A 24,132-nucleotide genomic window follows, 5' to 3' on the forward strand; every position below is an offset into this window, starting at 1 on the left:
TAATATATTGAGATACTTTACTACAAACCTGAATTAAATTTATCGCCATTTTTCAAGCACCATTGCTTAAGGTAATTTCTCATTTTTAATAATTTATTTTTGCTTGCATTTTCCTTAGCCAGATTATGCATCTCTCCAGGATCTTTTTTCAGATCAAAAAGTTGCTCACGCAGAAGTCCTTTATTGTAAACGATATACTTCAAATTTTTCGTGATTACTGCTCTTCCACTGATACCCAGTAATTCTTCATTATCGGCGAATTCTGTTTCTATCACCAAAGTATCGCGAAGTGAAATGTTCGGGTTAATCAATCTTTTACTTAAATCTATTCCTTTCAAATAACCTGGCATCTTTACAGCTGCAAGCCCACAGATTGTTGGAATCATATCAACGCCGTTGCAAACCAGCATATCATCTGTACGGGATTTTATTGACCCATCCATTTTGGAAATGATAAAGGGGACTTTCGCGGATTCTTCATATAAAATCTGTTTCTGATTCCAGCTATGGCCAGCGTATCCATCGCCATGATCTGCAGTGAAAATGATAATCGTATTTTTATCCACGCCATATTTTTGAAGTGATCTTAAGAGCATTTCGATATAACCATCCACTTTTTCAACCAAACGATTGTAAGCCCATCGATATTGACGCCACTGATCTCCAGTCCAGCCTACTGATGGGTAAGTGCGCAAACCAACCTTTTTTTGCTGATCCCTTACAATTTTCGGTTCGAATTCGGGAATTCGCCAGTTTGAAGGTAAAGGTGGGCACTCCGCTACAGGTGGGGCATTTGCTAGAACATCCATCTTTAATGTTTCACCCCTTGCCCACTCGCAAATATCATGGGGATTTAGGAAAGAGGCAACCAATAAAAACGGCTTATCTTTGTTTTCCTTTATAAATCTGGCGCAAAAGGATGGCGTTGCGGCATCATTATAATCCAAGAAATTGGTATTTTCGATGTAATTGAATCCATGTTGGCTAACTTTGCTTGTGGGCACAGGCAAGTGCCACTTGCCTACATATCCAGTTTGGTAACCGCCATTTTGAAATATTTTACCCATCATCAGTAGGCTATCTGGCCATTGTCCATCTTTTTCAGGCGCATTGCCAATAAAACCTGTTTCATGAGGCATTTTGCCGCTAAAAATTGAAGAACGCGATGGCGTACATAATGGCTGTGCACAATAGGCTTTTGTAAAGCGAACTCCGTTTTTCGCAAGCTTATCCATAGCAGGGGTTTTTAAATATTGATTGCCTGCGGCACTCATGGCTTCAGCAGTCTGCTGATCGGTCATGATGACAAGTACATTGGGCCGTTTTGGCGATTGGGCAAGAACATATATCCCTAATAAGGAGAATATGAGCGTTAATATCATCCTTTTAAGTGAGGAATTTTCCCTGCCTATAGCGTCCAGTTTCATATTTATAGATTTAAAATCCTGGATTTTGTCTGGTAATATTTTTGTTTACATCCAACTCATTTTGTGGCAGTGGATAAAGTTCATGTTTACCTTTAACAAAATTTGTACTTGCTACATAGGCATATTGCGAACGAATGGCTTTAACGGCATCCTGGGTTGATTTTATCTTATCTCCGAGTAAATTCCATCTAATCAAATCAGATCGGCGCATACCTTCGAAGCACAATTCCCATGCTCTCTCGTTTTGAATTCTTAGCAGAAATGCATCCTTAGACAATCCTGTTGGTAAATCTACAGTTGCATTTGTACGCTTTGTTTGCAGTCCAGCCGTTAATACAGCGCCTGTACCTACACCGTTAATGGTAAGGGTTGGCGGTGTTGTATAGCCACTGCCTGCATTTAAAATAGTGACTGCTGAGACTCTTCCAGATGTAATTACTGGTACTGCATAAGCATCAACGCCAGAACCTGTGATGCTGATTGTTGTAGCGGCTGTGTAACCAGTTCCAGCCGCAGCAAGTGTAATCGTAATTGCACTCCCAACTGTGTTGGTTCCATAAGCTCTCCTCCTTACCGCATTGATCGCATCATAGGCTTCTATCGTGGGCCCGTTATTCAGTTCGTTATCAATCTCTGCTTTCATCAGCAGAACATCTGCATAACGCATGGCGACATAGTTGATGTTAGTGTAACTTCTTTCCAAAGCTGAGTTTTTTTGGTACTCACGGCTCCACTTCCCGGGTGTCCAGGTTTCATCTTGTCTGGCTGTTAACAATGGAACTCTGTTGCCGTTTGCATCCAGGCTATATCTGGCAATTGAAAAATCACGACGAAGGTCGCCATTATCAAAACTGGTATAAAAAGAGGCTGGAACGAATACCCTATTCAATGTACTACTATAAAGACCGTTGGAAGTTAAGCCGGCATTAAAATAGCCAAAGCTTGAACTCGAGGTTGTGGTAACGGTGGGCGTGTAGAAAGAAATTTCAAAAAGACTCTCTTTTGGCTCGAAAACCTGCTGCGATTGATTTTTGAAGACCTGGCTATAACTGCTGTTCAATTGGTAAAAACCTGATGCAATCACTTCATTTACCTGCGTTTGGGCTATCTGATAATACTTTGTGTAATCATTTGCCCTTTGCATGGTACCATTTGCCCTTAACGAATACCCACCAGCAAATAGTGCCACACGTGCCAATATTGCTTTCGCCCCAAATTTGTTAATGCGCTCATCAATTGGAAGAGATGCCGGCAACACGGCAATAGCTTCCTGCATATCCTTCATTACCTGCTCATAGATTACAAAACGATCGGTAAGCGCTAATCTTAATTCATCTCCGGTAACCGAACTTTTCGTTTTAAATGGTACATCGCCCCAAAGCCGAATCAGTTCTGAGTAGTAAAATCCTCTTAAAAATTTTGCTTCGCCCAACATCCTATTTAAATCAGCTTTTTCAGCAGCGGATCCACTAGTAAACAAATCCATTTGCGGAATACGTTCAATAACCACATTTGCACGATCAATGCCTGCGTATAGGGTTGACCAGGTATTGTAAAACATTGAATTTCCAGCCAGGTAATAATAATGTGAAACCTCTCTAAAGTCGTTCACGGTAGTTCCAGGGCTCAAAAACTCGATATCCGTGTCGGCATCAAATACCAAAGGAATGTTCCAGGCATAGGTATTTGGACTTTTCATTGCCTCGTAAACACCCAAGGTGGCCGAGTAAGCCTCACTCACAGATCTAAAATAATTTGCTGATGTAAAAGCAGAATACGGGGTGGTCTCAATCGATTTTTTGCAGGAAACCAATGGCATCAGTGCAATTAAACCAATCACTAAAATCATTCTGATGTTGATATTTATATTTTTCATTTCGATCGATATTAAAGGGACAAACTTAATCCAGCTACAAAAGATTTTCCTCTCGGATAGGCACTGAAATCTACCCCCGGCGTTAATGGATTATTAATAACACTTACTTCCGGATCATAACCAGAATAATTGGTGAATACATGCAGATTATAAGCAGTGAAATAGATTCGGGCATTTTTGATTTTTACTTTTTCCAGCCATTTCTTTGGAAAAGTATAACCCAGGCTCACATTGTTGATCCTTAGAAAAGAGCCATCTTCTATCGCATATCGGGTTAACCGACCTGCAGTTACTCCAGCGATAGAGGCGACTGTATTTTTTCCCGTATTCAATGCCTCTAGTTCTGCAGGATTGGTTACCAATTGCCCTGACGCATTTATGTTGGTCCATCTATCAGCCTGAAAAGCAAGATTACTATTGTATTCACCTGTTATGGCCAGATTGTTTTGGATATTGGCATTGTAGATATCATTGCCATAAGTAAAATCCAAAAAGACACTCAGGTCAATTCCCTTATAACTAAAGCTATTGTTGACACCACCCGTGAACTTAGGATTCGCATTTCCGATGACAGTACGGTCAAAATCATTAATCAGGCCATCTGGGGTTCCGTTCGGACCACTTATATCTGCATATTTGGCATAACCTGGCTGCACCACGGTTCCATTGTTTACCACACCACTTTTCAATGTATAAGTATTGGTAGTCGAGTTAAAATTAAAATCATTTACCTGATACAATCCATCACCGATGTAACCGTACATGATACCAACAGGCTGCCCAACTTGCAAGATATAATCATTAAAAGAAGTATTATAGCTGCTCACCAGTAACGAATTTTCTTCATTACTCAATTTTAAAACTTTTGTTCTGCTGAATGCAATGTTGAAATTGGTATTCCACTGAAAAGCGGCATTCCGGATATTCACCGTGTTCACCGTAAATTCGATTCCCTTGCTGGAGGTTTCACCAATATTCTGGAGCTGAGTAGTAAATCCAGAACTGGCCGGAATCCGGGTATTGTATAATAGATCTTTTGACCGGTTATCATAAATATCTGTTGTAAGGGTTATTCGTTGCTTAAATAAACCTAAATCCAAACCCACATTACGCTGCACCACCGTTTCCCACTTTAAAAAGGGATTAGATAGATTAGACTGATAAGCAGTGCTTATAATCTGATTGTTTAGGGGATAATTACCCGTAACAAATGTACTTAGTGAAGCATAGTTTGCAATCCGATTGTTACCAGAACTTCCATAACTCACACGTAACTTCAAATCAGAGAAAATTTTGTTGCCTTCCATAAAAGGTTCCTGTATAATCCGCCAGGCTAATGCAGCCGAAGGAAAATAACCAAATACATTTTCCGATCCGAATTTAGAAGAGCCATCTCTTCTTAAAGAAGCGCTCAATAGATACCTGCCTTTGTAAGCATAATTGCCTCTCGCGAAGAAAGAAAGCAATTTATCATCTTCGGCATAAGAAGTTGGAAAACCCGCCACAGTACCAGCACCCAAGTTATCAAAACCATTATTAACAGGCGGAAAGCCACTTGCTGATGCTGAAAAATTTTCCAAATAATTATAAATATATTCCTGGCCGATTGAAATATCCAGTTTATGGTCTTTCATAAATGTGTTGGCATACGTTAACACATTATTAAAGGAGACGCGTTGTGAGAGTGCATCACTAATGCTTCCGCTAGGTCCACCAGCACGAATCGCCTGAATGTTAGCCGCATCGATGAATGTCTTAATCTTATTGGTTTGGCTGGTATAGCTGATCAAACCGTTATAAGTAAGGTGATCGAGAATATTATACCTCGCGGTTGCGCTGGCGTTTAGACTTTTAATTGATTGTTTAATCTGGCGAGAATTGAGCGCAATCAGAGGGCTTTGAAAAGCTGGATTCCCCTGGTTGTCCAACGGGTCAATGGCATCATCGAGTAAATCAAGATCATTGTTATTTTTTCCGTTTATCGGGCGATACTGAAGTAATGTTTGCAGAAAACTCAACCTGGCATTACCGCCGGTTTGTGTTCCTCCAGTTCCATAAATTGCCTGATTGGAATAATTTACAATGCCTGTCACTACCCCCTTTTTCCCGATATTGTTAGTTACCGTCAGTTTAGCGATATCCTTATTTGCACCGCTATTCAATAATAGTCCATCATTGTTATTTTTGGAATAGAAAAGATTGTATCTGATTTCGCTGTTACCGCCGTTGATGCTAATTTTATGGTATTGATTCATCACTGTTTTACCTAAAACCTCATCTTGCCAGTTTATTCCAGGTCTATCACCATAATTAATCTGTAAAGAATCAAAAGAACCATAAGTAGTGATAAACCGCTGAAGTCTGGTAGCATCTCGAACTGAATTTTCGTAAGCATACTGTGCATATTGAAGCGGACTCAATACAGGCAAATATTTGCTTGTGGTTCTGGCACCGACATATCCATCATAATTAATCGTTGTTTTCCCGCCTTTGAGTTTCTTGGTCGTTACCAAAACCACGCCATTGGCACCCCGAGCGCCATAGATAGCAGTAGCAGAAGCGTCTTTCAATACATCAATCGATTCTATGTCCATCGGATCTAAAAAAGCCAACCCTTCAGTTTGTGGTACACCATCCACCACGTATAAAGGTTCGTTACTTTGCGTAATCGAAGTTCCCCCTCTAATTTTAATCGATGGTTCAGCCCCAGGATCTCCGCTACCCACGGTAACCTGCATTCCGGCAATCCTTCCCTGCAAAGCCTGTGCAACGTTCTGTACAGGCACTTTGGCAATTTCAGTCCCACTGATGGATGAGACAGATCCGGTTAGACTACCGCGGGTAGTTTCCTGCCCGTAGCCTGTAACCACAACTTCGTTAAGTGTATTGGATTCGTCCTGTAATTTTGCATTGATATCAGTTCTGTTGTTCACACTGATTTCTATCATTTTTGATCCCACGTACCTGTAAACAAGTATGGCATTTGCCGGCACTTTAATTTGATAAGATCCATTTTGTGAAGATATCACCGCGTTCTTCGTGCCTTTTTCGAGAATTGTCGCACCTGGGATTGGTTGGTTAGTTCCATCTCGAACCACGCCTTTTACCGTAATCACAGTTTGAGCTTGCGATACTGCAACTAAGCATAGCAAACATAGCATAAGTACGATTTTTTTCATTTTAGTTAGGTTAGTTTGGTATATATTATTGGTTAGCTATTTAGATATTGTATTTGCCGAAGTTCGATGGCAAATAGTCAATCATTACCGAAAACGAATCTAGGTTTTCGAATCCATAATGAGTTTTAAATTTGATTAAATCAGTATCAAAATTGGTTAATAATGGTGTTAGATGATCATCTTCTGCATAACAGGTTCGGTTGCACCGTATTTTTGAAATACGTTTGCTGCACAGCCCAACAATCCAGCCTTATTGCCAAGGCTGGCAGCAACAATTTGGGCAGCACCTGGTCCGGTGGGAACGGCTAATGCCAGTACCCGTTTTTCAATCTCTTTGGTATAAAAGGAACCGGATTCACTAATGCCTCCACCAATAATTACTTTTTGTGGATTGAACAGATTGATAAAACTTACAATTCCTGTAGCCATGTAATCGAAATGAGATTCCATCACTTCCATCGCCTCACTTTCCCTCAACATGTACCGACTAACGATATATTTAGCATCAACATGATCAGGAGCGTCTTTACTGATAGCTTGATAGTGATTGACCATTGCAGTAACAGAAGCATAGGCTTCCAAACATCCCCTGGCCCCACATGCACAGGCCTTACCTTTATGATTTACGATGATATGCCCCAGTTCGGTTCCCCTGTTCTTAAACCCACCGTAAAGTTTACCATCAATCAATACAGCGCCTCCTATTCCGGTACCTACGGTAATAAATACCGCGTCGCTGCAGTCTTTCGCTGCACCGTAGGTGAGCTCACCGAGCCCCATAAGGTTTGCGTCATTATCAATGATGATGTTTTTTCTGGTAATCAGTTTTAAAATATTCCCCAGCTCTACATTTCTAAACCCCGGTAAATTGATTCCACCTGCAATTACTATATTATCCTCAATAATGCCGGGAAATCCAACACCAACCCCAAGAATGGTATCAGCATATCTTTTGGTACAATCATTAATTACTTCGGTCACGTGGCCGATTACAGCACTGTGTGTTTTAACGTTTTTCAGCGAAACAGTTGTTGTATATAAAATTTCACCATGGGCATTTACAACTCCGCACTTGATGGAAGATCCGCCAACGTCTATACCTATTGCATTCAATTGGTTCATATTAAAACAGTTATTTAGGTTGAGATAATTTATGATTAGTATACCCTTGCGGTGTTTAACATAATCAAACCCTAAAGTACATGCATTTCGAAACTTATACTTTCAATTTTAGCCCAAAGTATTTAGGTTTTGTACAATAATTACAATTGGTGGAGGAGAAAAATCTAACCAAAGCATTCGTTTTTAAAGCTTTCCATTGAAAACCCTTTTTGATCAAAATCTAAAGCATTTTAACGAAAATCGAAATCGGAAACCGTTTTCCTGGCCTAACTTCACAATTGCTTATTAAGCAGATTATTTAACCAGCAAAAATATAAATCTCTCTGATGAAAAAAGTCCTTACCATATTCCTTATTAGTGCCTGCGCCTTTAAAAGTTACGCACAACAAGAAATGCAGTGGTTTTCCAAAGCAACCTACGTAATCGAGTTTCAATTAAAGAAAGCTGCAAGTACCTACAGGCCGGGGAAAAATCCGCGTTCGGTTAATCCCGATGGAACGGTAAGGCTGGCTCCGTACAAAGACTGGACAACCGGATTTTTTCCAGGCTCGTTATGGTATGGCTATGAACTTACGGGAGATAAAACGCTTGCGGCTGATGCCAAACGATTTACTTTAGCCTTAGATTCGGCAAGATATATTACCAATACCCATGATGTTGGTTTTATGCTTTACTGTTCTTATGGAAATGCTTACCGCATTACTGGAGACAAAGAATATCTTCCCGCACTGAAAGATGGCGCAAAGCATTTATTGAACCGTTTCGATCCTAAAATCGGAGTGATCAAATCATGGGACTTCGCCTGGTGGAATTATCCGGTTATTATTGATAACATGATGAATTTGGAATATTTATATTGGGCTTCAGATATTCTAAAACAGCCCAGCTATGCCAATGCCGCCAATGCCCATGCACTAACCACCATAAAAAACCATTTCCGGAAAGATTTCAGCTCTTATCACGTTGTAGATTATGATTCGAAAACAGGCAAGGTCATCCGTAGAGCAACACACCAAGGTTTGACTGATGAATCGGCTTGGGCCCGCGGACAAGCATGGGGATTGTATGGATACGCCATGTGTTACGCCAATTCTAAAGACGAGAGATTTTTGACTCAGGCCGAACATATTGCATCTTTTATCATGAATCACCCAAAAATGCCAAAAGATAAAGTGCCCGCCTGGGATTTTGATGTCCACAATGCACTGGACACCGCAGAGCGAGCGCCTAGAGATGCCTCGGCTGCAGCAGTAATTGCTTCAGGATTATTAGAACTGAGTACTCAGGTTAAAGATGGTCAGAAATACTTCACCTATGCGGAAGATATTTTAAAATCACTTTCTTCTGATAGTTACCTTGCGAAACCTGGTGAAAACAAATATTTTATTTTAAAACACAGTGTTGGTGCGTTCCTTTATAATTCAGAAATTGATACTCCACTTGATTATGCAGATTATTATTATCTGGAAGCACTGAAACGCTATAAAGAAATTAAGAAAATTGCTTTGCAATCAATTAAAAAACCTTAGTCATGAAATTAAATATTTTCATCATCCTCACCATCCTTTCAGTTCCCTTTGTAAGTTTAAGGGCTCAGGAAAGCCCTATTTCAAAAGAAGACTTCAATGATATTAATCTCACCTATCCAGGGTTAGAGAAAGTAAATCAACGCTTTCAGTCCAAGCAGTACGTTGAAGCTGCTCAAGAACTGTTAAGCTATTATCGCAACCGAAGAACAATTCGCCATCCTGAATTCAATATCGGAGATGAGCAGCGTTTCAGAGGAAAATCTATAGGGAATGCGAATCAAGAAAAGGCAGATAACGCATTGTTGCACAAATTTCAACCCCACAAGGGATATGGTTTTTTTGATTATGGACAAGATATAAACTGGCAACTTTGGCCGGTTAAAGACAATGAGGTAAAATGGCAGCTGCATCGTGTATACTGGTGGCAAGCAATGGGTTTGGCCTATCGAAGCAGCGGCAATGAAAAATATGCCAGGGAATGGGTTTTTCAGTTCCGCGACTGGGTTAGGAAAAATCCATTAGGTTTATCAGCAGATAATGATGCCTACGCCTGGAGGGCGCTGGAAGTTTCTGAAAGAATACAAAGCTTACCTGGAACTTTCAATTTATTTCTATCATCACCAGAATTTACGCCAGCATTTTTAATAGAGTTTTTAAAGTCTTACCATCAGCAAGCAGATTATATTCCGCAACATTATTCTAAAGAAGGAAATCACCTATTATTCGAAGCACAAAGAATCCTGTTTGCAGGGTCATTTTTCCCTGAGTTTAAAGCATCGCCATTCTGGAGAAAGAGCGGCATTGATGTGTTAAATACTGAAATCAAAAAACAGGTTTACGCCGATGGTATGCAATATGAATTATCCCCGGTTTATCATATTGCATCCATCGATATTTTTCTTAAAGGTTATAATGCAGCGAAGATGGCCGGTGTTGAAGGTGAGTTTCCTGAAACTTTTAGCGAAACCATTGAGCGTATGATCATGGCCAATATTGATTTTTCATTCCCGGATTATAGTGCGCCGATGTTTGGCGATTCCTGGACTGCTGACAAGTCTGGAAGAATAAAATTGTATCAGGCCTGGGCCAAAAGCTTTCCAAAGAATAAAGTGATCCAATATTTTGCCACAGAAGGAAAAGAAGGAGAACTTCCTGATCACCTCTCTCACGCATCAAGCAATGCCGGTTTCTATACGTTCAGGAATGGGTGGAATGATCAATCTACAGTAATGGTTTTAAAGGCCAGTCCACCGGGAGAATTCCATGCACAGCCTGATAATGGAACCTTTGAACTTTATGTAAAAGGTAGAAATTTCATGCCTGATGCTGGCGCTTTTGTCTACAGCGGCGATGCAGAAATTAATAAACTTCGTGAAGAGTACCGCCAAACCAAAATGCATAATACACTTACTTTGAACGATCAGAATATGGTGATCACAAATGCTAAGCAAAACAAATGGAAAACGGGTAAAATGATGGATGTATTGACATTTACCAACCCCAGTTATAAGGATTTAGATCATGAGCGAACTGTTCTTTTTTTTGATCAAAAATATTTTATCATTATTGATAAAGCAATCGGATCTGCGTTAGGAAAACTGGATGTTCGCTTTCATTTGAAAGAAGATGCTAAACCAGTTTACGATAAATCAAAAAACCTCGTTTATACTACTTATAATGATGGCAACAACTTGTTGATCCAATCACTCAATTCAGATAAAGTGACTTTGTTGGAAGAGCAAAGTAAAGTTTCTTACGAGTATAGAAAAGAAATGCCTCGACCAGCGGTAGCTTTCCAAAAACAGAAGGTAGATTCAACAACACAATATTTCATCAGTGTGATTTACCCTTTTACTGGTAAAAAAGCACCAGAAATAACGATGAAAGAAAACACCGGTAATGACTTTATTAAAGGCAAAATAGATCTCACATTGATGATTAACGGAAAAGGTCAAAACATTAAAACCAATATTAATCAGTAAAGATTATTTGTTCTACCTTATTATAAACTCAATTTAACCAAAGGCACCTATGAAAAACGTAAATATTATATCGCCGAAATATCTGATATTTATTACACTAATAGTAGTGTCTTGTGGAAAAGAAAGCATTGTTGACAGCCAAGATAGTCTTCCAACACTATCCTTAAGTAATAAAAACAATGTTAAAAAAGCGGGTGATATATTTAATAATGGCGACACTATCTTAAATGTAAATTACGAAACTGGCACCTTTGATTCAGGAATTACAGGTTTGACGGCTACGCATGCGAGTGCTCCAGATGCCGCCTACATGATCAACCCAGCGGGAAATGGTAGCGGTTATGCCATTGCGCACAAAATAGTTTATGGCGATACCACCTATAATTCTGATGGAAACATAAGAAGTGAAAGTGATGCAGTAGCTGTACAGCAGGCAAGGTTTTTCCCTGGCGATGAACGTCGTTACGAATTCAGTGTTTTATTAAAGGACTGGACGCCATGGGTTTCTGGTTCAACCTTTGAAACAACTATCTACCAACTTAAAGTGTCAGGTAATTCTACATCCGGATCTGGTGTTCCATTACAATTTCGAACGGCAAGAAATGCCATGCGTTTAAGATATGAAGGCTCTACCTCTATCAAAGACATTATCACCGATTTGCGTCCATATGTAAACCAATGGTTAAATTTCAGGGTAGATGTACTATGGGCAGACAATAATACAGGCTATATAAGAACCTATATGAAGCTGCCAGGACAAAATAATTATACCATGGTTGACGAAAAAACGAACTATCACACGTTTGCCGGCGATGTAAGTATTGGAAATGTGGGATACATTAAATGGGGAGTTTATGTAACTCAAGCGCCCTTGACCCGTATTGCTTACCATGATAATATCAGAATTATCAAGTTGCCGCTACAATAGGATACCCCATCCAATAGAATTAGAAATTGATCTTTTTGGCTAAACAGGTTGGATTACCGGTTTTAAAAGAGGCATTGGCAAGTCGTTAGCCATTGCTTTGGTGGAAGCGGAGCTGATTTTATTCGAATATCAGCAAGTTTGGAATGAAGTGGCGGAGCTGTTGGAAATGCAATTCTCCACTTGGGAAGAAATTTTTAGGTTTAACAAGGTGAATTTGGAGATCAAAACAAATCTACGAGTTGATTATAGAGGCAAAAATAATCAGGATTGATTTAACATCATAATGGATAATGTGGATAGAATAATAAGGCAGTCCGTTTCAGCGCAAATTAACAAATTTTGGGTTGAGGTCATTTCCAGTAATCCGGGAGCTGAATTTATTTGCATTATGGAATTTCGGAATGGATATGGTTCCCAGAGAAAGTGGCAAAACCTTTTTTTATTGCATCATAACAATCTTCTCATCCCTGGCGAAATGAGGTTAAAACACCCTGAATTATGCACATTTACATTTGATCAAAAAGGCAGACAGGATGTCTAAGCCATTTACATTAATTCAAAGATACATTTTGACAAGAATCAGAATTATGATTGATGCAAAATAGCTAGATATGTCGTAATTAAATTCCTAATATGTTTACATATACTTAACTTTGAAGCTTACCAAGTTCAACATAAAGGGTATGAACAACGTTTAGAAAATAATGAAAGAAGACACACTGTTAAAAATCAGTAATAAGATAAAGGAAAAGAGGAGAGAGCAAAATATTACCGTTCAGGAATTGGCTGATCGTGCGAATGTGAGTAAAGGCTTAATATCGCAGATCGAAAATTCGAGAACCATACCTTCTCTAATTGTGCTCATTGATATTATTAAAGCATTAAATATAGATCTCAATGTTTTTTTTAAAGATTTCACAAGCAACGATCAACAGGAAATGGTTCTTGTAAAAAAAGCGTCTGAATATGAAAGCTTTGAAAAAGAAGACGCCAATGGTTTTTTGTACAAAAGAATTTTTACACCTGCAGTAAATAAGGGTACAGTTGACGTTATTTTACTGGAACTGGAGCCGAATGCCAATCGTCCAATGGTTGAAACTGAAGCATTTGAGTATAAATATATTCTTAGCGGGAAAGTCTCTTATAACATCGACAATAAAATCTATGAATTAAGCGAAGGGGACTCACTTCTTTTTGATGGTCGAATTCCCCATACACCGAGCAACATCGGGAAGAAAAAGGCTGTTATGCTGGTCATCTATTTCTTTGAGGACAAGAACTAAAGGGTAATTGCAGATTCCAATGTTCTGATAAATGCAATCCAAGTAAATCAACTTTGGATTGCAGTAATAAAAGTTTAGTTTCTGAAGATTTCCTGAATGCTTTCCGCAGCATAACCAGCACTGGCCGTCATCCCTTTACCACCTATTGCGGTGCGGATGTGAATGCGGTGATTAATATCATATTCTACAATATGCTTTGTAGGATGTTGCGGATAAAAACCTGCCCAATAATTTTGAATTTGCCGAACGTCGAAGTTTACGATCTTTTGTGCCTCGGTAAGCATTAATTCATTTACATATTGCTTTAAGTTAAACCCTAAATCATCAAACTGATCGACATTTGCGTACTCATGACTATCACCAATAATAAAACTTCCATCAACAGCTTTCTTAAACAAAATGTGTATTCCCCATTTTTTTAGTTCTTCATAATGCGCTGGAGTAGAAATATTTTTGAAAGAAGGGCAGTGATGCTCAAAGCTTTCGTATCGGCGAGTAGTTAACCCGGTCAAAATATTTCCTTCCAAATTTACCTCTGGCATCGGTACCGTTCGCATCATTTGCAACTTGCTGATTACAATACCGCTTGATAAAAAGAGATCGGGAAATAATAATTTAAATTCGTAACCATTGCAAACAATAGCCTTATCAGCTACAAATTTTTCTCCTTTTGTAGTTTGCGTTCTCACCTGATCTCCGATTATTTCGCAGGAGATTACCGGTGCGTTATAAACAACAGCATACTGAGCAAACTTTTCGCTCATGTAAGCCTGTAACCTATGGATCATCAGATCGGGCTCTACACTAACTTCCTGAGGAAAGAACAGTGATTCCTTTACATATTCACCATTAATTGTAGGGTGCTTAGCTAGCGTTGATGCTTTACTGAAAAGTGAGCAGTCATAATCCAAACCATCATAATGCGTTTTGAGCTCATGTAAAAGCTGCACTTCATCATCATCAGAAGCAAGGTACACACTACCATTTTGCCTTACTGAAATATCAAAATCAGCTTGAATCTCTTTATAAATATTTGTGGCAGTTCGTCCGTATTCGAACCATTTATCTTCCATGCCCGATGGAACTACCTGTCCAAAATTTCTAACTGTTGAACCGACAGCATAATTGTCCTTTTCCAACTGAAGCACAGATTTATTTTCTTTCAAGGCATGATAAGCGTGAAAAGTGCCCAATACTCCACCACCAATGATGATCAGATCATATTTTTGTTTCATACGAATAGTATTTGATTTTTATCTCGACTGTTGATTGCATCCATGGTTGGATTTTCAATCTGTAGCGTTTGTTTTTTTAATTTAAAATAAACCATAGAAAATATAGCTAGCACCAATCCGCAAGAAGATACCAGCCAGAGTGAACCTTTAAAAAATTCGATCCAACTTATCCGAGGATTACCAATTTCTTTAATACCGAGAATCGTAATGCTGGCTAAATATCCGAAAGCATCAGCTATATATATCAGAAAGCCGATGTTGCCCCTGTGGTGATAGGTTGCGATTAGCCTTTCGAAAAAAACCGCGTTATAAGGAAGATATGCCATAAAAAGGCCAATTCCAATACTAGTCATCCAAACCACCGGATTGATATAACCCCACTGAAAAAATAATGAAGCTGAAAGAATAAGCAGGCAGCCTGTAATGATCATTACATGAATTAACATAAAAGCCTTCAGGTTATTTCGAACCATAATTAATAAGCTAAGCAACACCAAAATAACCAAACTAATGATGGTATCAATTTGCGCATATATTTTATTGTTTGATATGCCCAAGCCTTTCCATATTTCCACTTCAAAATTATCTCTCATATCCCTTAGTGCAGTAAAAAGAACATAAATTATTACGGTTACGATAATGCCAGGAAAAAAACGTTTCAAAAATGCGAGGCGTTCTTCCCCATTCATGGCAACTCGTTTGGTTCGCAAAAAAATATCCTCCTGCGTTGGTTGAGGCATTGCTTCCAGCATCAAAACAAAGCCAATTAAGGGTAGTATAAAAAGAAGTCCCATTGCAAAAGGCATCCATATCTCGTTAATACCAGTCATGTCCATGAGCATCCGTCCTACCGTTTTCACAAATCCTGAGGCAAATATCAACGTAGTAGCCAAAACAGCCCCCATAAATTCTGTGGTTTTACGTCCTTCAAGATAACAGCAAACCAAACCCCATATCATGCCTAATGGAAATCCATTAAGTATCATGAACACAATATTGTAAGGAGCAGGAATTACTGCCAAGCCTAAAAGTGCGCCCCAACTTACCAAAATGAGCAGCAGTATACTCTTTGATCTACTGCTGCTTTTGCGTTCGGAAATAAATTTAATGCCATAAAATTTACTTGCCGTGTAACCGATCATTTGGGCAAACACCAACCAGATTTTATAATTAATGCCCAGTAATTCTTCATGCCCTGAAAACGTAGCTGCAGCAAATGCTTTTCGAAAAGCATACATCGAAGTATAACAACCGAAAGCCGCTACAGCACCCCATAACGTGATGGCTGTTACGCCCATTTCAGTCAGTTTATCACTTATTCTATTCCCAACTAACATTATCTTATTTACTTGCTTTTTGTTTGAATATTCGTTACCTATTAAAACTGAACCAGGCTATTTCCATCATAATAAGCTGGTTTCGAGATACCCAAAAAACCAAGAATAGTTGGCGGTACTGTGTATAAATATGGTGCTCCGTGATAATCGGTTTCCTTTTTCCAGAATATCGGACTGCTTAAACTCGTCCAAACAATTCCACCACCGCTTTTGGAAATTAATGTAGCGGACGAAGAAGAAAGGCTTCCTTGAAGAGTACCACCAGAACCATCATTTCCTTTAACATAAAAAACCAATGATGATCGATCTGGATGACTTTCAGATAAAGAATTGAAGGCATAGTTACTAATTGTAGATGTAGAAAGTGCCTTTTTGAAAAATCTAACCTCTGTGATATTACCTGTAAATGAAGGATTATAAGTTGTGGTAACATCCTGACCTAGTTTAAAGGGCTGATTACTCTGAAGATCACCAACATTTGAAATATTACCTTCGCTTACCAACAATCCGCCATCATAAATTTGTGCTTTTTGTGTAGTTCTATTCACAACAATTGCAACATGGTGCCATCTTTGATCCTTCAAATCTACTCCATCTACATCCAAACGTTTACTTCCATCGCCAAAATTTGCTCTTATTATACCGTTTCTATTGCTGATGATGATTCCTTTGTTATAACCATTAGCCCAATTTTTGTTACCGATAATAACCGGATCGCTGGTAAAATTGGTTGCTCGTACACGAAATTCAATGGTAAAACTAGTACCAGCACTCAAATCCAATCCAGAAAGTGAAGGTAGAGATCCGTAAACATTACTATTAAAAGTTGCAGCATTAACGTTCAAGGGTTTAGTCTGCACAGTTTCCGTTGGTTCCTGATTGATTAATTTTGGTAAAACAGCTTGATTATTTACAATAATAAAAGCATTTCGCTCTTTGTATGACGATCCTCCATGGCTTTGATCTCCACCATGGTCGGTTGCCACTACGATTAACCAATCTTCATTTTTATAATTGGTTCTGGATTTAACTGCCTGAAGAATTTTCCCAACTCGAATATCAACGGCTTTTACGGAATCAAGATACATTGGCGTTGTTGGAAGGTAATTGCTTGCATGCCCTGCATGGTCTACATTATCAAAATGACAAAATGATACATCAGGATTATTTTTTGTTAATTCTTCAATAATGCTCACCTGGGTTACATTATCATTGGCACTGTTCTTCCTCACACTTAAATCCTGAGGAGAAATAATGTTATTGTTAATTGATGACCAAGTTGCTATAGATACCGTTCTGGCATTAGGCAGCGCTGTTTTTACCGATCGGAAAAATGAAGGATAATTCACAAAATCAGCACCTGCAAAACTGTTATCCGAAGCTTTATGCTTCGCTACGCCAACTCCAGTGAACAGCGCAGACCAGCCATTTGAACTCCAGGTAGGAACCTCCGCCAAAGCATTGGTGTAGGTTAGCGATTGATCCATCAGTGTTTTTAAGTTTGGAGCAGAAGTATCACTTATTGTTCGCCAAACCAATCCATCTATCCCAATAAAAAGCACTTTCTTTACTTTTGAAGATGCAGCTGGATTGACTAAAGCAAGATTCTTCTCATTCATACTCTGAAGACTTTGATCATTTGCCTTATCATTTTTTTTGCATGACTGAGTTAAAACCAGTGTTATTGCAAAGGCTAAAATTGTGTTCATTTTCATAGGGATATTTATAACATTAAAGATTAAACCGGAAACCCAACTGTCCGCGTATACCATAATATTCCACCTGTGTTGGCCGGGACTGAACACCATAATAGTATCTAAATCGGGTATTGAGCAAATTATTGGCCTCACCAAACATTACAATCGATTTAGAGAGTTTGATCGAAAGGTTGGCATCCATAGTCAGGTTCTCATCAAAATATTCATCTTCATCAGCCGAGTCGCCGTAGGATACAATATTTGCACCCTTGTAGTTTGTAGCAAGTCTTGCTTGTACGATACCACGCTCATAAAAAACCGCCAAATTAAATAATGTATTGGCTTGGCCTGGGATACGGAGCTTATCTGTTCTGCCAATCACATTCATGTTTGATCTAATCAACGTTAGATTGGTATTCAAACCAAATCCACCAAGAAAACCTGGGAGAAAGTCGAATTTTTTACTGGCACCAAACTCAAAACCGTATACTTTCGCACGATCACCATTTTGGTCTTGAAAAACCCTAACGTTTTGCTGGCCTTCAAAATCACTGTAAAATTGTGAGCCCCTAAAAATTGGATCTTCAACATGTTTATAAAATAGTCCAGCCGAAATTGCCCCAACATTACTGAAGTAATATTCACTCATCAAATCCAGATTATATGATTTGATAGGTGACAATTGAGGGTTGCCGTAGGTAAATTCATTATCCTGCACCGCGTAAGAACCACCCGCCACCAACGAACCGAAATCTGGGCGAGAAAAGGTTTTAGTAGCAGCCATTCTAAGGTTTAGTGCCTCAATGGGACTATATTTGACGTGAAGCATAGGCAGTAAAACACTATAGTTATTGGTTTGGCGCTGTGGTGTTAACTTTCCTTTGTAATTCGGCTGCCCGGCTACAGGCTGGTACAACCATCCCTGTACAGTTAAGTCGGTATTTTCTACTCTTAAACCGCCTACCACACTCAGCTTTTCACCGAGATTAATTGTGGCCATGCCATAACCTGCCGATTGTTTTTCATAAAGATCAAAATTTGAACCTACCTGAACCCCATTCTTTAGCAATGCAGATCCAACTGAATCTACTTTCAAATTGTTGCGGTAGCGGTTGAAAAAACTATCCATCTCGGCAACAGAAAGGAAATTTGGAAAAATTCCCTGGAATTGATTACCGATATTTTGGAGGTAGCTATTGGCCTGGGGTTTAGCAACCAAATCAAAACTGGTATAAGATGGTGCAGGCTGTGTTCCTCCTTTATCATCCCAAACCCAAGTCGGCAGTTCATAGCGTTCAGTTCTCTTTTTATCTCGATACTTTGCACCAAATTTTAGTTCAATATTGTCGCTTATTTTAATTTTATAATTAGTTTGTGCAACAATCCGATCCGTTTCATTAATATGGTGCAATTCCATCTGCACAGAATTGAAAGTGTATTTATTTGGATCGCTAACAGCAGATTGACTTGGTAGAAGTGTTTGAGGAGAATTCGGATCAATCGGACCACCATCTACCTGATATGCGCTCATTTTATCTGAACCTAAACCTTGATAACCAACTTTTTCCTGGTTATATTGAACGATATAATATGATGGAAAATCGGCATTTGGAATATCACCATAGTTAAAATTATTGTTGTAGTGTGAGATATTAAAATCTAGCCTCGATGCTGAACCTAGCGCAAATTCGCCACCTATATCTCCACCGAGCATTCTCGTTTTCAGGATATTATGAATGTTCTGAGCTTCCGCCCTATCTTTTTCGTAGCGAAGGCGTAGCTTATAATGTTTTTCATTATCATTTAATGATCCGTATAAACCGCGAATATAAATTTTTGATTGCTGCCCAATACGATAGTCAGCCGCAGCATTTAAACCAACAGTATTTCTGGTTCCAAAATAATCCCTTAATTCCATTCTGGCAATTCTGTTTCCCGAGAATCTTGGTTCAAAATTATCTGTTCCCCATTTGCGATTCCAGATTGTACCATTTACCACGAATCCCAACTTTTTATCTTTGGTCCTGTCGCCATATAGAATGTTACTACTAAAAATCGGCCCCTTGCCGTAATCGTTATATCCACCACCTAAAGAAATGCCCAAAGTGCGCTGATCTACTGAAGTTCTGGTAATAAAGTTCACTGATCCACCCATCGCATCCCCTTCCTGATCAGGCGTAATCGCTTTTGAAACTTCTACAAACTGAATCAGTTCTGATGGAAAAAAATCAAACGCAGTAGATCTTGATGTGGTTTGCTCTTCAGCCGTTGGTATCCTGTCGCCATTGATAGTGGCCGCACTCCATTGCGCTGGCAACCCTCGGAGAGAAATAAACCGCCCTTCGCCCTGATCTCTTTCCAGCACCACACCGGGTATACGCTGAACAGCCTCGCCTGCATTTCTATCGGGAAGTTTACCAATTCCATCAGCGGCAATTACATTTACTATACGAGGAGAAGTTTTCTGCATGTTAAGCGCTCTTGCTTCCGAAGCACGGTTGGAGGAACTGCCATTTACAGTTATCTCTCCTAAGGATCGCTGGTTAGAAAGCAAAATAATAGCAGGTACTACTCGAACCGAATTTTCTGTAACATTCACTATCACATTTTGTGTATCGTAACCAATGGAGGTGATGATTAAAGTTTGCATACCAGAGGGCACATTAGTCAATGAGAATGCTCCGTTTACATCGCTACTTGTAGCCATTTTCATGTTTTTGACTGATATAGATACTCCAGGAAGGAGACCTTGACCATCACGAACCAATCCTGTTAAACTTCCTTTTTGGGCAAATGCATATTGTGCCGTCATAAAAATTATGAGTAGCAGTAAGAGTTGTTTTTTCATTTTGCTTGCGTTTTTAACAAGACAAAACTACATTAATGTTTAGTATAACTATACAAAGTTTACAAAATTAACGCATTCATAATATTAAGATCGTTTGCTTAATCTTATATTTAAATAAAGTTAACAAATACTAGACTGTCGTTCCCTTCGAGGATATAAAAGAAGTGTAAATCAAACTCGCTTACAGATTTTATTCTAAAAGCGAAGCAATTTCAAGGATAGGAAAAAATGGCCTATTGAGATGACCAGCAATTGAAATATTAGAGATGTGATGACTGATAAATCATCCGCGTCCTTTATCAGTGGTTGGACGAAAAAACAATCAACTGAAATAATTATACCATATGCCCTGTAGGCATTTCAGAAAAAGTGGTTATGATAAAAGAATTTATTTAAACAAATCCATTAGTAAGTTGCCTGTCCATGATTTCGGAAGTTTTTTTACTCCGAAAATATCAGCAATTACCAATGATGTATTTTTGTTGCTATTATACTGGGTAAAAAGTCCCAACTTTTTAATTTTCGGACCTATAATTGCCCAGGGTACTTCCATTTCAACCATTGATACGCCTCCATGCCCTTTATTTTTCCCGCCATGATCTGTAATTAACATGAAGTGTGTAGATTCGTACAAACCCACTTTTTTCAACTTTTCCAATAGCTCGCCAATGGCAACATCAGCTTGCTCAATTGCGGTAATATATTCCGTACTCATCCAACCAAAACCATGCCCAGCGTGGTCAGTATGCACACTGTACAAGAAGGCAAGAGTAGGATTTTTTTTATTCTTCAAAAGAAAATCAAATGCTTTGTTGTAGTTTTCAAGGTAAGCGTCATCTTCTCCGAAGGAGATTTCATCCAAATATTTTTTATTGATAGGATATATTAATTCTTTCCAGTTGTAATAGTAGGCTGTCTTGACGTTCTTTACCTGATCTTTCAGCACTTTGAAAATGGAAGGATAATAGCCATCCGCATCAGTTTCAACACTCAACAACTCATGCATTGTCAAAGTCCACGCATTATTTGTTATTCCATGTTCTTCAGGACCAGAACCAGTGAAATGGCTTGTCCAATTGGGTAATGTTACAGAGGGCATTACTGGCCTGGTTGTGAGGGATAATGCGCCTTCCGCAATCAATCGGTCCAAGTTAGGATGTTTTGCTTTTTTAAATCCTTCAGCACTAAATCCATCTAATCCAAGCACAAGCACGCGAGAACTAGCCTTCTGAGCATGAGCAAAACTGCAAACAAATATTAATAATAGTGATAAAATAGTGTTCATTCCTTTTCTCATTTAATTCTGTTGATTAGTTACTGTTTGTATTTGATTTTGTGATGGTAGAGATAAGTAATACCGACATTAAACACATGATAGAAATGAGCACAAAAACGCTTGAAGTGGTTTTCGTTAAATCGATAATCCATCCAAAAATAGGTTCACCTAGCGCAGCAAACAAATAGCCGATCATATTCATACAACCTATGCCGGTTGCAACAGCATGCGACGGCAGCATTTGTGGACTTAATGGCCAAAAATTTGCTTGCGGTCCATACACAAAAAATCCTGATAGGAACATCAGTGTTCCACCCAATAAAAGATTAGATGATGGAGAAATGTAGACTAGAATAACCAAGATTGCACTTATGCCCATTCCCAATCTGATAGAAGCAATTCGGTTTCCTTTGAATATTGAATCAGACAGGGTTCCGAAAGAAATTGCTCCGGCTGCCATACCTATTGGCAATAGTAGGGTGGCCCATAAATAGTGTGGATTATCTTTCCAACCTTTTCCCAAGTAGTGAACCGGTACCCAGAAAATCAGTCCATACCTGGCCATACTTTCAAAACCAAAAGATAATGTGGCCAATACAAAGTTTCGGTTGGCCAATACGGTTTTATACCTGGATAGCCAACTTTCATTCGCCAGCAAATCCTGAGTTGGTAATGCAGACATGGAGTGGAGTGAAGCAGAAGGCCTGTCTCTAATTAAAATTAAAAATAAAATGGCTACAAAGCCCAGTGGAATGATCGGTACCCTAAAAAGCATGCGCCAATCGAGGTTCATTTGCAATAATAATAATATGGAGAATAAATAGGTAACAACGGAAGATAATCCAGCAGCCATGGTATAGAAACCGAAAGCCTTTCCATGTTCATCTTTAGACCACCAATTGGAAATCACTTTACTTCCCGGTGCCCAGGCCATGGATTGAAAGTATCCGTTGAGCGCCCATAAAATGAGTATCATGTCTGAAGAATGCGAGAAACTTATGGCAACATTTGCCATAATGGAAAGAAAAGCGCCTGTTGGCACCATAAACCTTGAGCTTAGTTTATCGGCCAGGTTTCCGTTGATCAACTGGCCGATGGAGTAACCAATCAGCATAGAAAAACTAATCCAGCCAATTCTGGTGTAGGAAATATCCAGATCTTTAGCCATACCTGTTACCGCCCAACCGAAATTATGCCTCCCTGTATAGAAAAACAAATAACATACCATCGTCACCAGCAACATCTTCCACTGCTGCTTTCTGAAAGATTTACTTTCCATTGCTTTTAAGATTAGTTATGTTTATTCCTACTCGGATGGGCTTTTGCGCTACTGCATAAGCCAAGGCGCTTTCAGCATCTTCAAGACTAAATTCTTTCTCAACAATTTGCTCGAAAGGGTAAGCATCATAATGCTCGGTGATAAAATCAACAGCAGCAACAAAATCATCGTGATTGTAATTGTGAAGGCCCTTAATCGAAATAATCCCCCGCACAATTTTTTCTGCATCTACTTGAACGGGCCGAGATTTGAATACGGCGCCTATCCAAACGGCTATACCGCCAACTGCAAGTGTCTCAAGCCCTTGCTCCATGGCATCAGGAGATCCACTCATGTCGAATACAACATCAATATTATTGGGTAATGCATGTCCCCCAGTTAATAGCAAGGTTTCTTTCACCCCAAAATCAACTGATCTTTTTAATCTATCGGCGTTAATATCGCCCATATAAATGCCCTCCGCACCATTGGCATGACACATCGCTGCACAAACTATACCTAAGAGGCCACTCCCGGTGATGAATACTCTTTTGTTGCGAACATTACCAGAGAGTCTAATTGCCCCTGCAACCGTAGCAACAGAACAATTAATAGTAGCCGCAACGTTTAAGGGAATTGCCTTACTTAGTTTTATAACGGTTGTCGCAGCCTTAATTATACAATGAGTAGCCAAACCACCATGAAGCGAATCATCAGGTGTGATTTGTGTATGTCCATACTTAAAAAGATTATTACTTTTCTGGGGCATGCCTCTGGTTGCCAACAAAGAGTTTGGATCAGAAGAAAAAATGCTCCAGGTAACCCGATCACCAATTTTCAGTACATTTCCTAAATAATCATACCTCCGATGTCCTTCAGCAAACTGAGTAATTTCACCAACTATTTCATGGCCAAGAACCGTTGGCGTTTTTTCTGTTCTCAAACCGCAATAGGTATGCAGATCACTTCCACAAATGGTGCTATATAGGTTTTTAACTAAAACCTCATCGATTTTTAAAGGGGGTATTTCTACTGTTAACATTTCCAACGGCGAGCCTGGTCCGTTGAAGGCAAGAAGCTTTGCTTTTTCCATTGCTTATTTCACTGTTCTGAAGTTTATGAGAATGCGTTTAGCAGAACCCAATCTATGTTTAG

Annotated in this window: 15 protein-coding genes; 4 read left to right on the forward strand and 11 right to left on the reverse strand. The window is 39.1% G+C overall.

The window, feature by feature from the left end; all coding sequences use genetic code 11:
• Positions 1-20: 20 nt before the first annotated feature.
• The 4 genes from AC3ITD_RS13035 to AC3ITD_RS13050 form a co-directional block, all read right to left on the reverse strand.
• Entirely contained in the window at positions 21-1,427 is a 1,407-nt protein-coding gene (locus tag AC3ITD_RS13035; protein WP_489360287.1) for a sulfatase family protein, read from the reverse strand.
• A gap of 10 nt (positions 1,428-1,437) precedes the next feature.
• Positions 1,438-3,303, reverse strand: coding sequence for a RagB/SusD family nutrient uptake outer membrane protein (locus tag AC3ITD_RS13040; protein ID WP_489360289.1), 1,866 nt, complete (start codon positions 3,301-3,303; stop codon positions 1,438-1,440).
• 11 nt (positions 3,304-3,314) lie between these two features.
• The gene (locus AC3ITD_RS13045) at positions 3,315-6,482 is read right to left on the reverse strand and encodes a SusC/RagA family TonB-linked outer membrane protein (RefSeq protein WP_489360291.1); all 3,168 of its coding nucleotides are present in this window, start codon (positions 6,480-6,482) and stop codon (positions 3,315-3,317) included.
• A 168-nt stretch (positions 6,483-6,650) separates the two neighbouring features.
• Positions 6,651-7,604, reverse strand: coding sequence for an ROK family protein (locus tag AC3ITD_RS13050; protein WP_489360293.1), 954 nt, complete (start codon positions 7,602-7,604; stop codon positions 6,651-6,653).
• 326 nt (positions 7,605-7,930) lie between these two features.
• On the opposite strand from AC3ITD_RS13050, the gene AC3ITD_RS13055 reads away from it, so the two are divergent.
• The 4 genes from AC3ITD_RS13055 (at position 7,931) to AC3ITD_RS13070 (ending at position 13,326) form a co-directional block, all read left to right on the forward strand.
• A complete protein-coding gene (locus AC3ITD_RS13055; protein WP_489360295.1) occupies positions 7,931-9,133 on the forward strand; it encodes a glycoside hydrolase family 88 protein in 1,203 nt (400 codons plus the stop codon).
• 2 nt (positions 9,134-9,135) lie between these two features.
• Positions 9,136-11,115, forward strand: a complete 1,980-nt coding sequence (hepC, locus tag AC3ITD_RS13060; RefSeq protein WP_489360297.1) for a heparin-sulfate lyase HepC — start codon at positions 9,136-9,138, stop codon at positions 11,113-11,115.
• Positions 11,116-11,164: 49 nt separating this feature from the next.
• Entirely contained in the window at positions 11,165-12,043 is an 879-nt protein-coding gene (locus AC3ITD_RS13065) for a heparin lyase I family protein (protein WP_489360299.1), read from the forward strand.
• 704 nt (positions 12,044-12,747) lie between these two features.
• Positions 12,748-13,326 carry a helix-turn-helix domain-containing protein gene (locus AC3ITD_RS13070; RefSeq protein WP_489360301.1) on the forward strand — a complete coding sequence of 193 codons (579 nt, stop codon included), beginning with the start codon at positions 12,748-12,750 and terminating at the stop codon, positions 13,324-13,326.
• 74 nt (positions 13,327-13,400) lie between these two features.
• On the opposite strand, the gene AC3ITD_RS13075 is transcribed toward AC3ITD_RS13070, so the two are convergent.
• The 7 genes from AC3ITD_RS13075 to AC3ITD_RS13105 form a co-directional block, all read right to left on the reverse strand.
• Positions 13,401-14,561, reverse strand: a complete 1,161-nt coding sequence (locus AC3ITD_RS13075; protein ID WP_489360303.1) for a TIGR03364 family FAD-dependent oxidoreductase — start codon at positions 14,559-14,561, stop codon at positions 13,401-13,403.
• Complete coding sequence (locus tag AC3ITD_RS13080; RefSeq protein ID WP_489360305.1) at positions 14,558-15,898, reverse strand: DUF5690 family protein; 1,341 nt, start codon at positions 15,896-15,898, stop codon at positions 14,558-14,560. Before AC3ITD_RS13080 ends, AC3ITD_RS13075 begins: the two co-directional genes overlap by 4 nt.
• A gap of 41 nt (positions 15,899-15,939) precedes the next feature.
• Positions 15,940-17,607 carry an alkaline phosphatase family protein gene (locus AC3ITD_RS13085; protein ID WP_489360307.1) on the reverse strand — a complete coding sequence of 556 codons (1,668 nt, stop codon included), beginning with the start codon at positions 17,605-17,607 and terminating at the stop codon, positions 15,940-15,942.
• 22 nt (positions 17,608-17,629) lie between these two features.
• Entirely contained in the window at positions 17,630-20,443 is a 2,814-nt protein-coding gene (locus tag AC3ITD_RS13090) for a TonB-dependent receptor (protein ID WP_489360309.1), read from the reverse strand.
• A gap of 388 nt (positions 20,444-20,831) precedes the next feature.
• Positions 20,832-21,728, reverse strand: coding sequence for an alkaline phosphatase family protein (locus AC3ITD_RS13095; protein WP_489360311.1), 897 nt, complete (start codon positions 21,726-21,728; stop codon positions 20,832-20,834).
• 25 nt (positions 21,729-21,753) lie between these two features.
• Positions 21,754-22,998: an MFS transporter gene (locus AC3ITD_RS13100; protein ID WP_489360313.1), complete on the reverse strand. Its 1,245-nt coding sequence runs from the start codon at positions 22,996-22,998 to the stop codon at positions 21,754-21,756.
• Entirely contained in the window at positions 22,988-24,070 is a 1,083-nt protein-coding gene (locus AC3ITD_RS13105; RefSeq protein WP_489360315.1) for an alcohol dehydrogenase catalytic domain-containing protein, read from the reverse strand. The genes AC3ITD_RS13100 and AC3ITD_RS13105 overlap by 11 nt, the downstream gene beginning before the upstream one ends.
• Positions 24,071-24,132 lie beyond the last annotated feature (62 nt).

It is taken from the genome of Pedobacter sp. KH_004 (assembly GCF_057840755.1).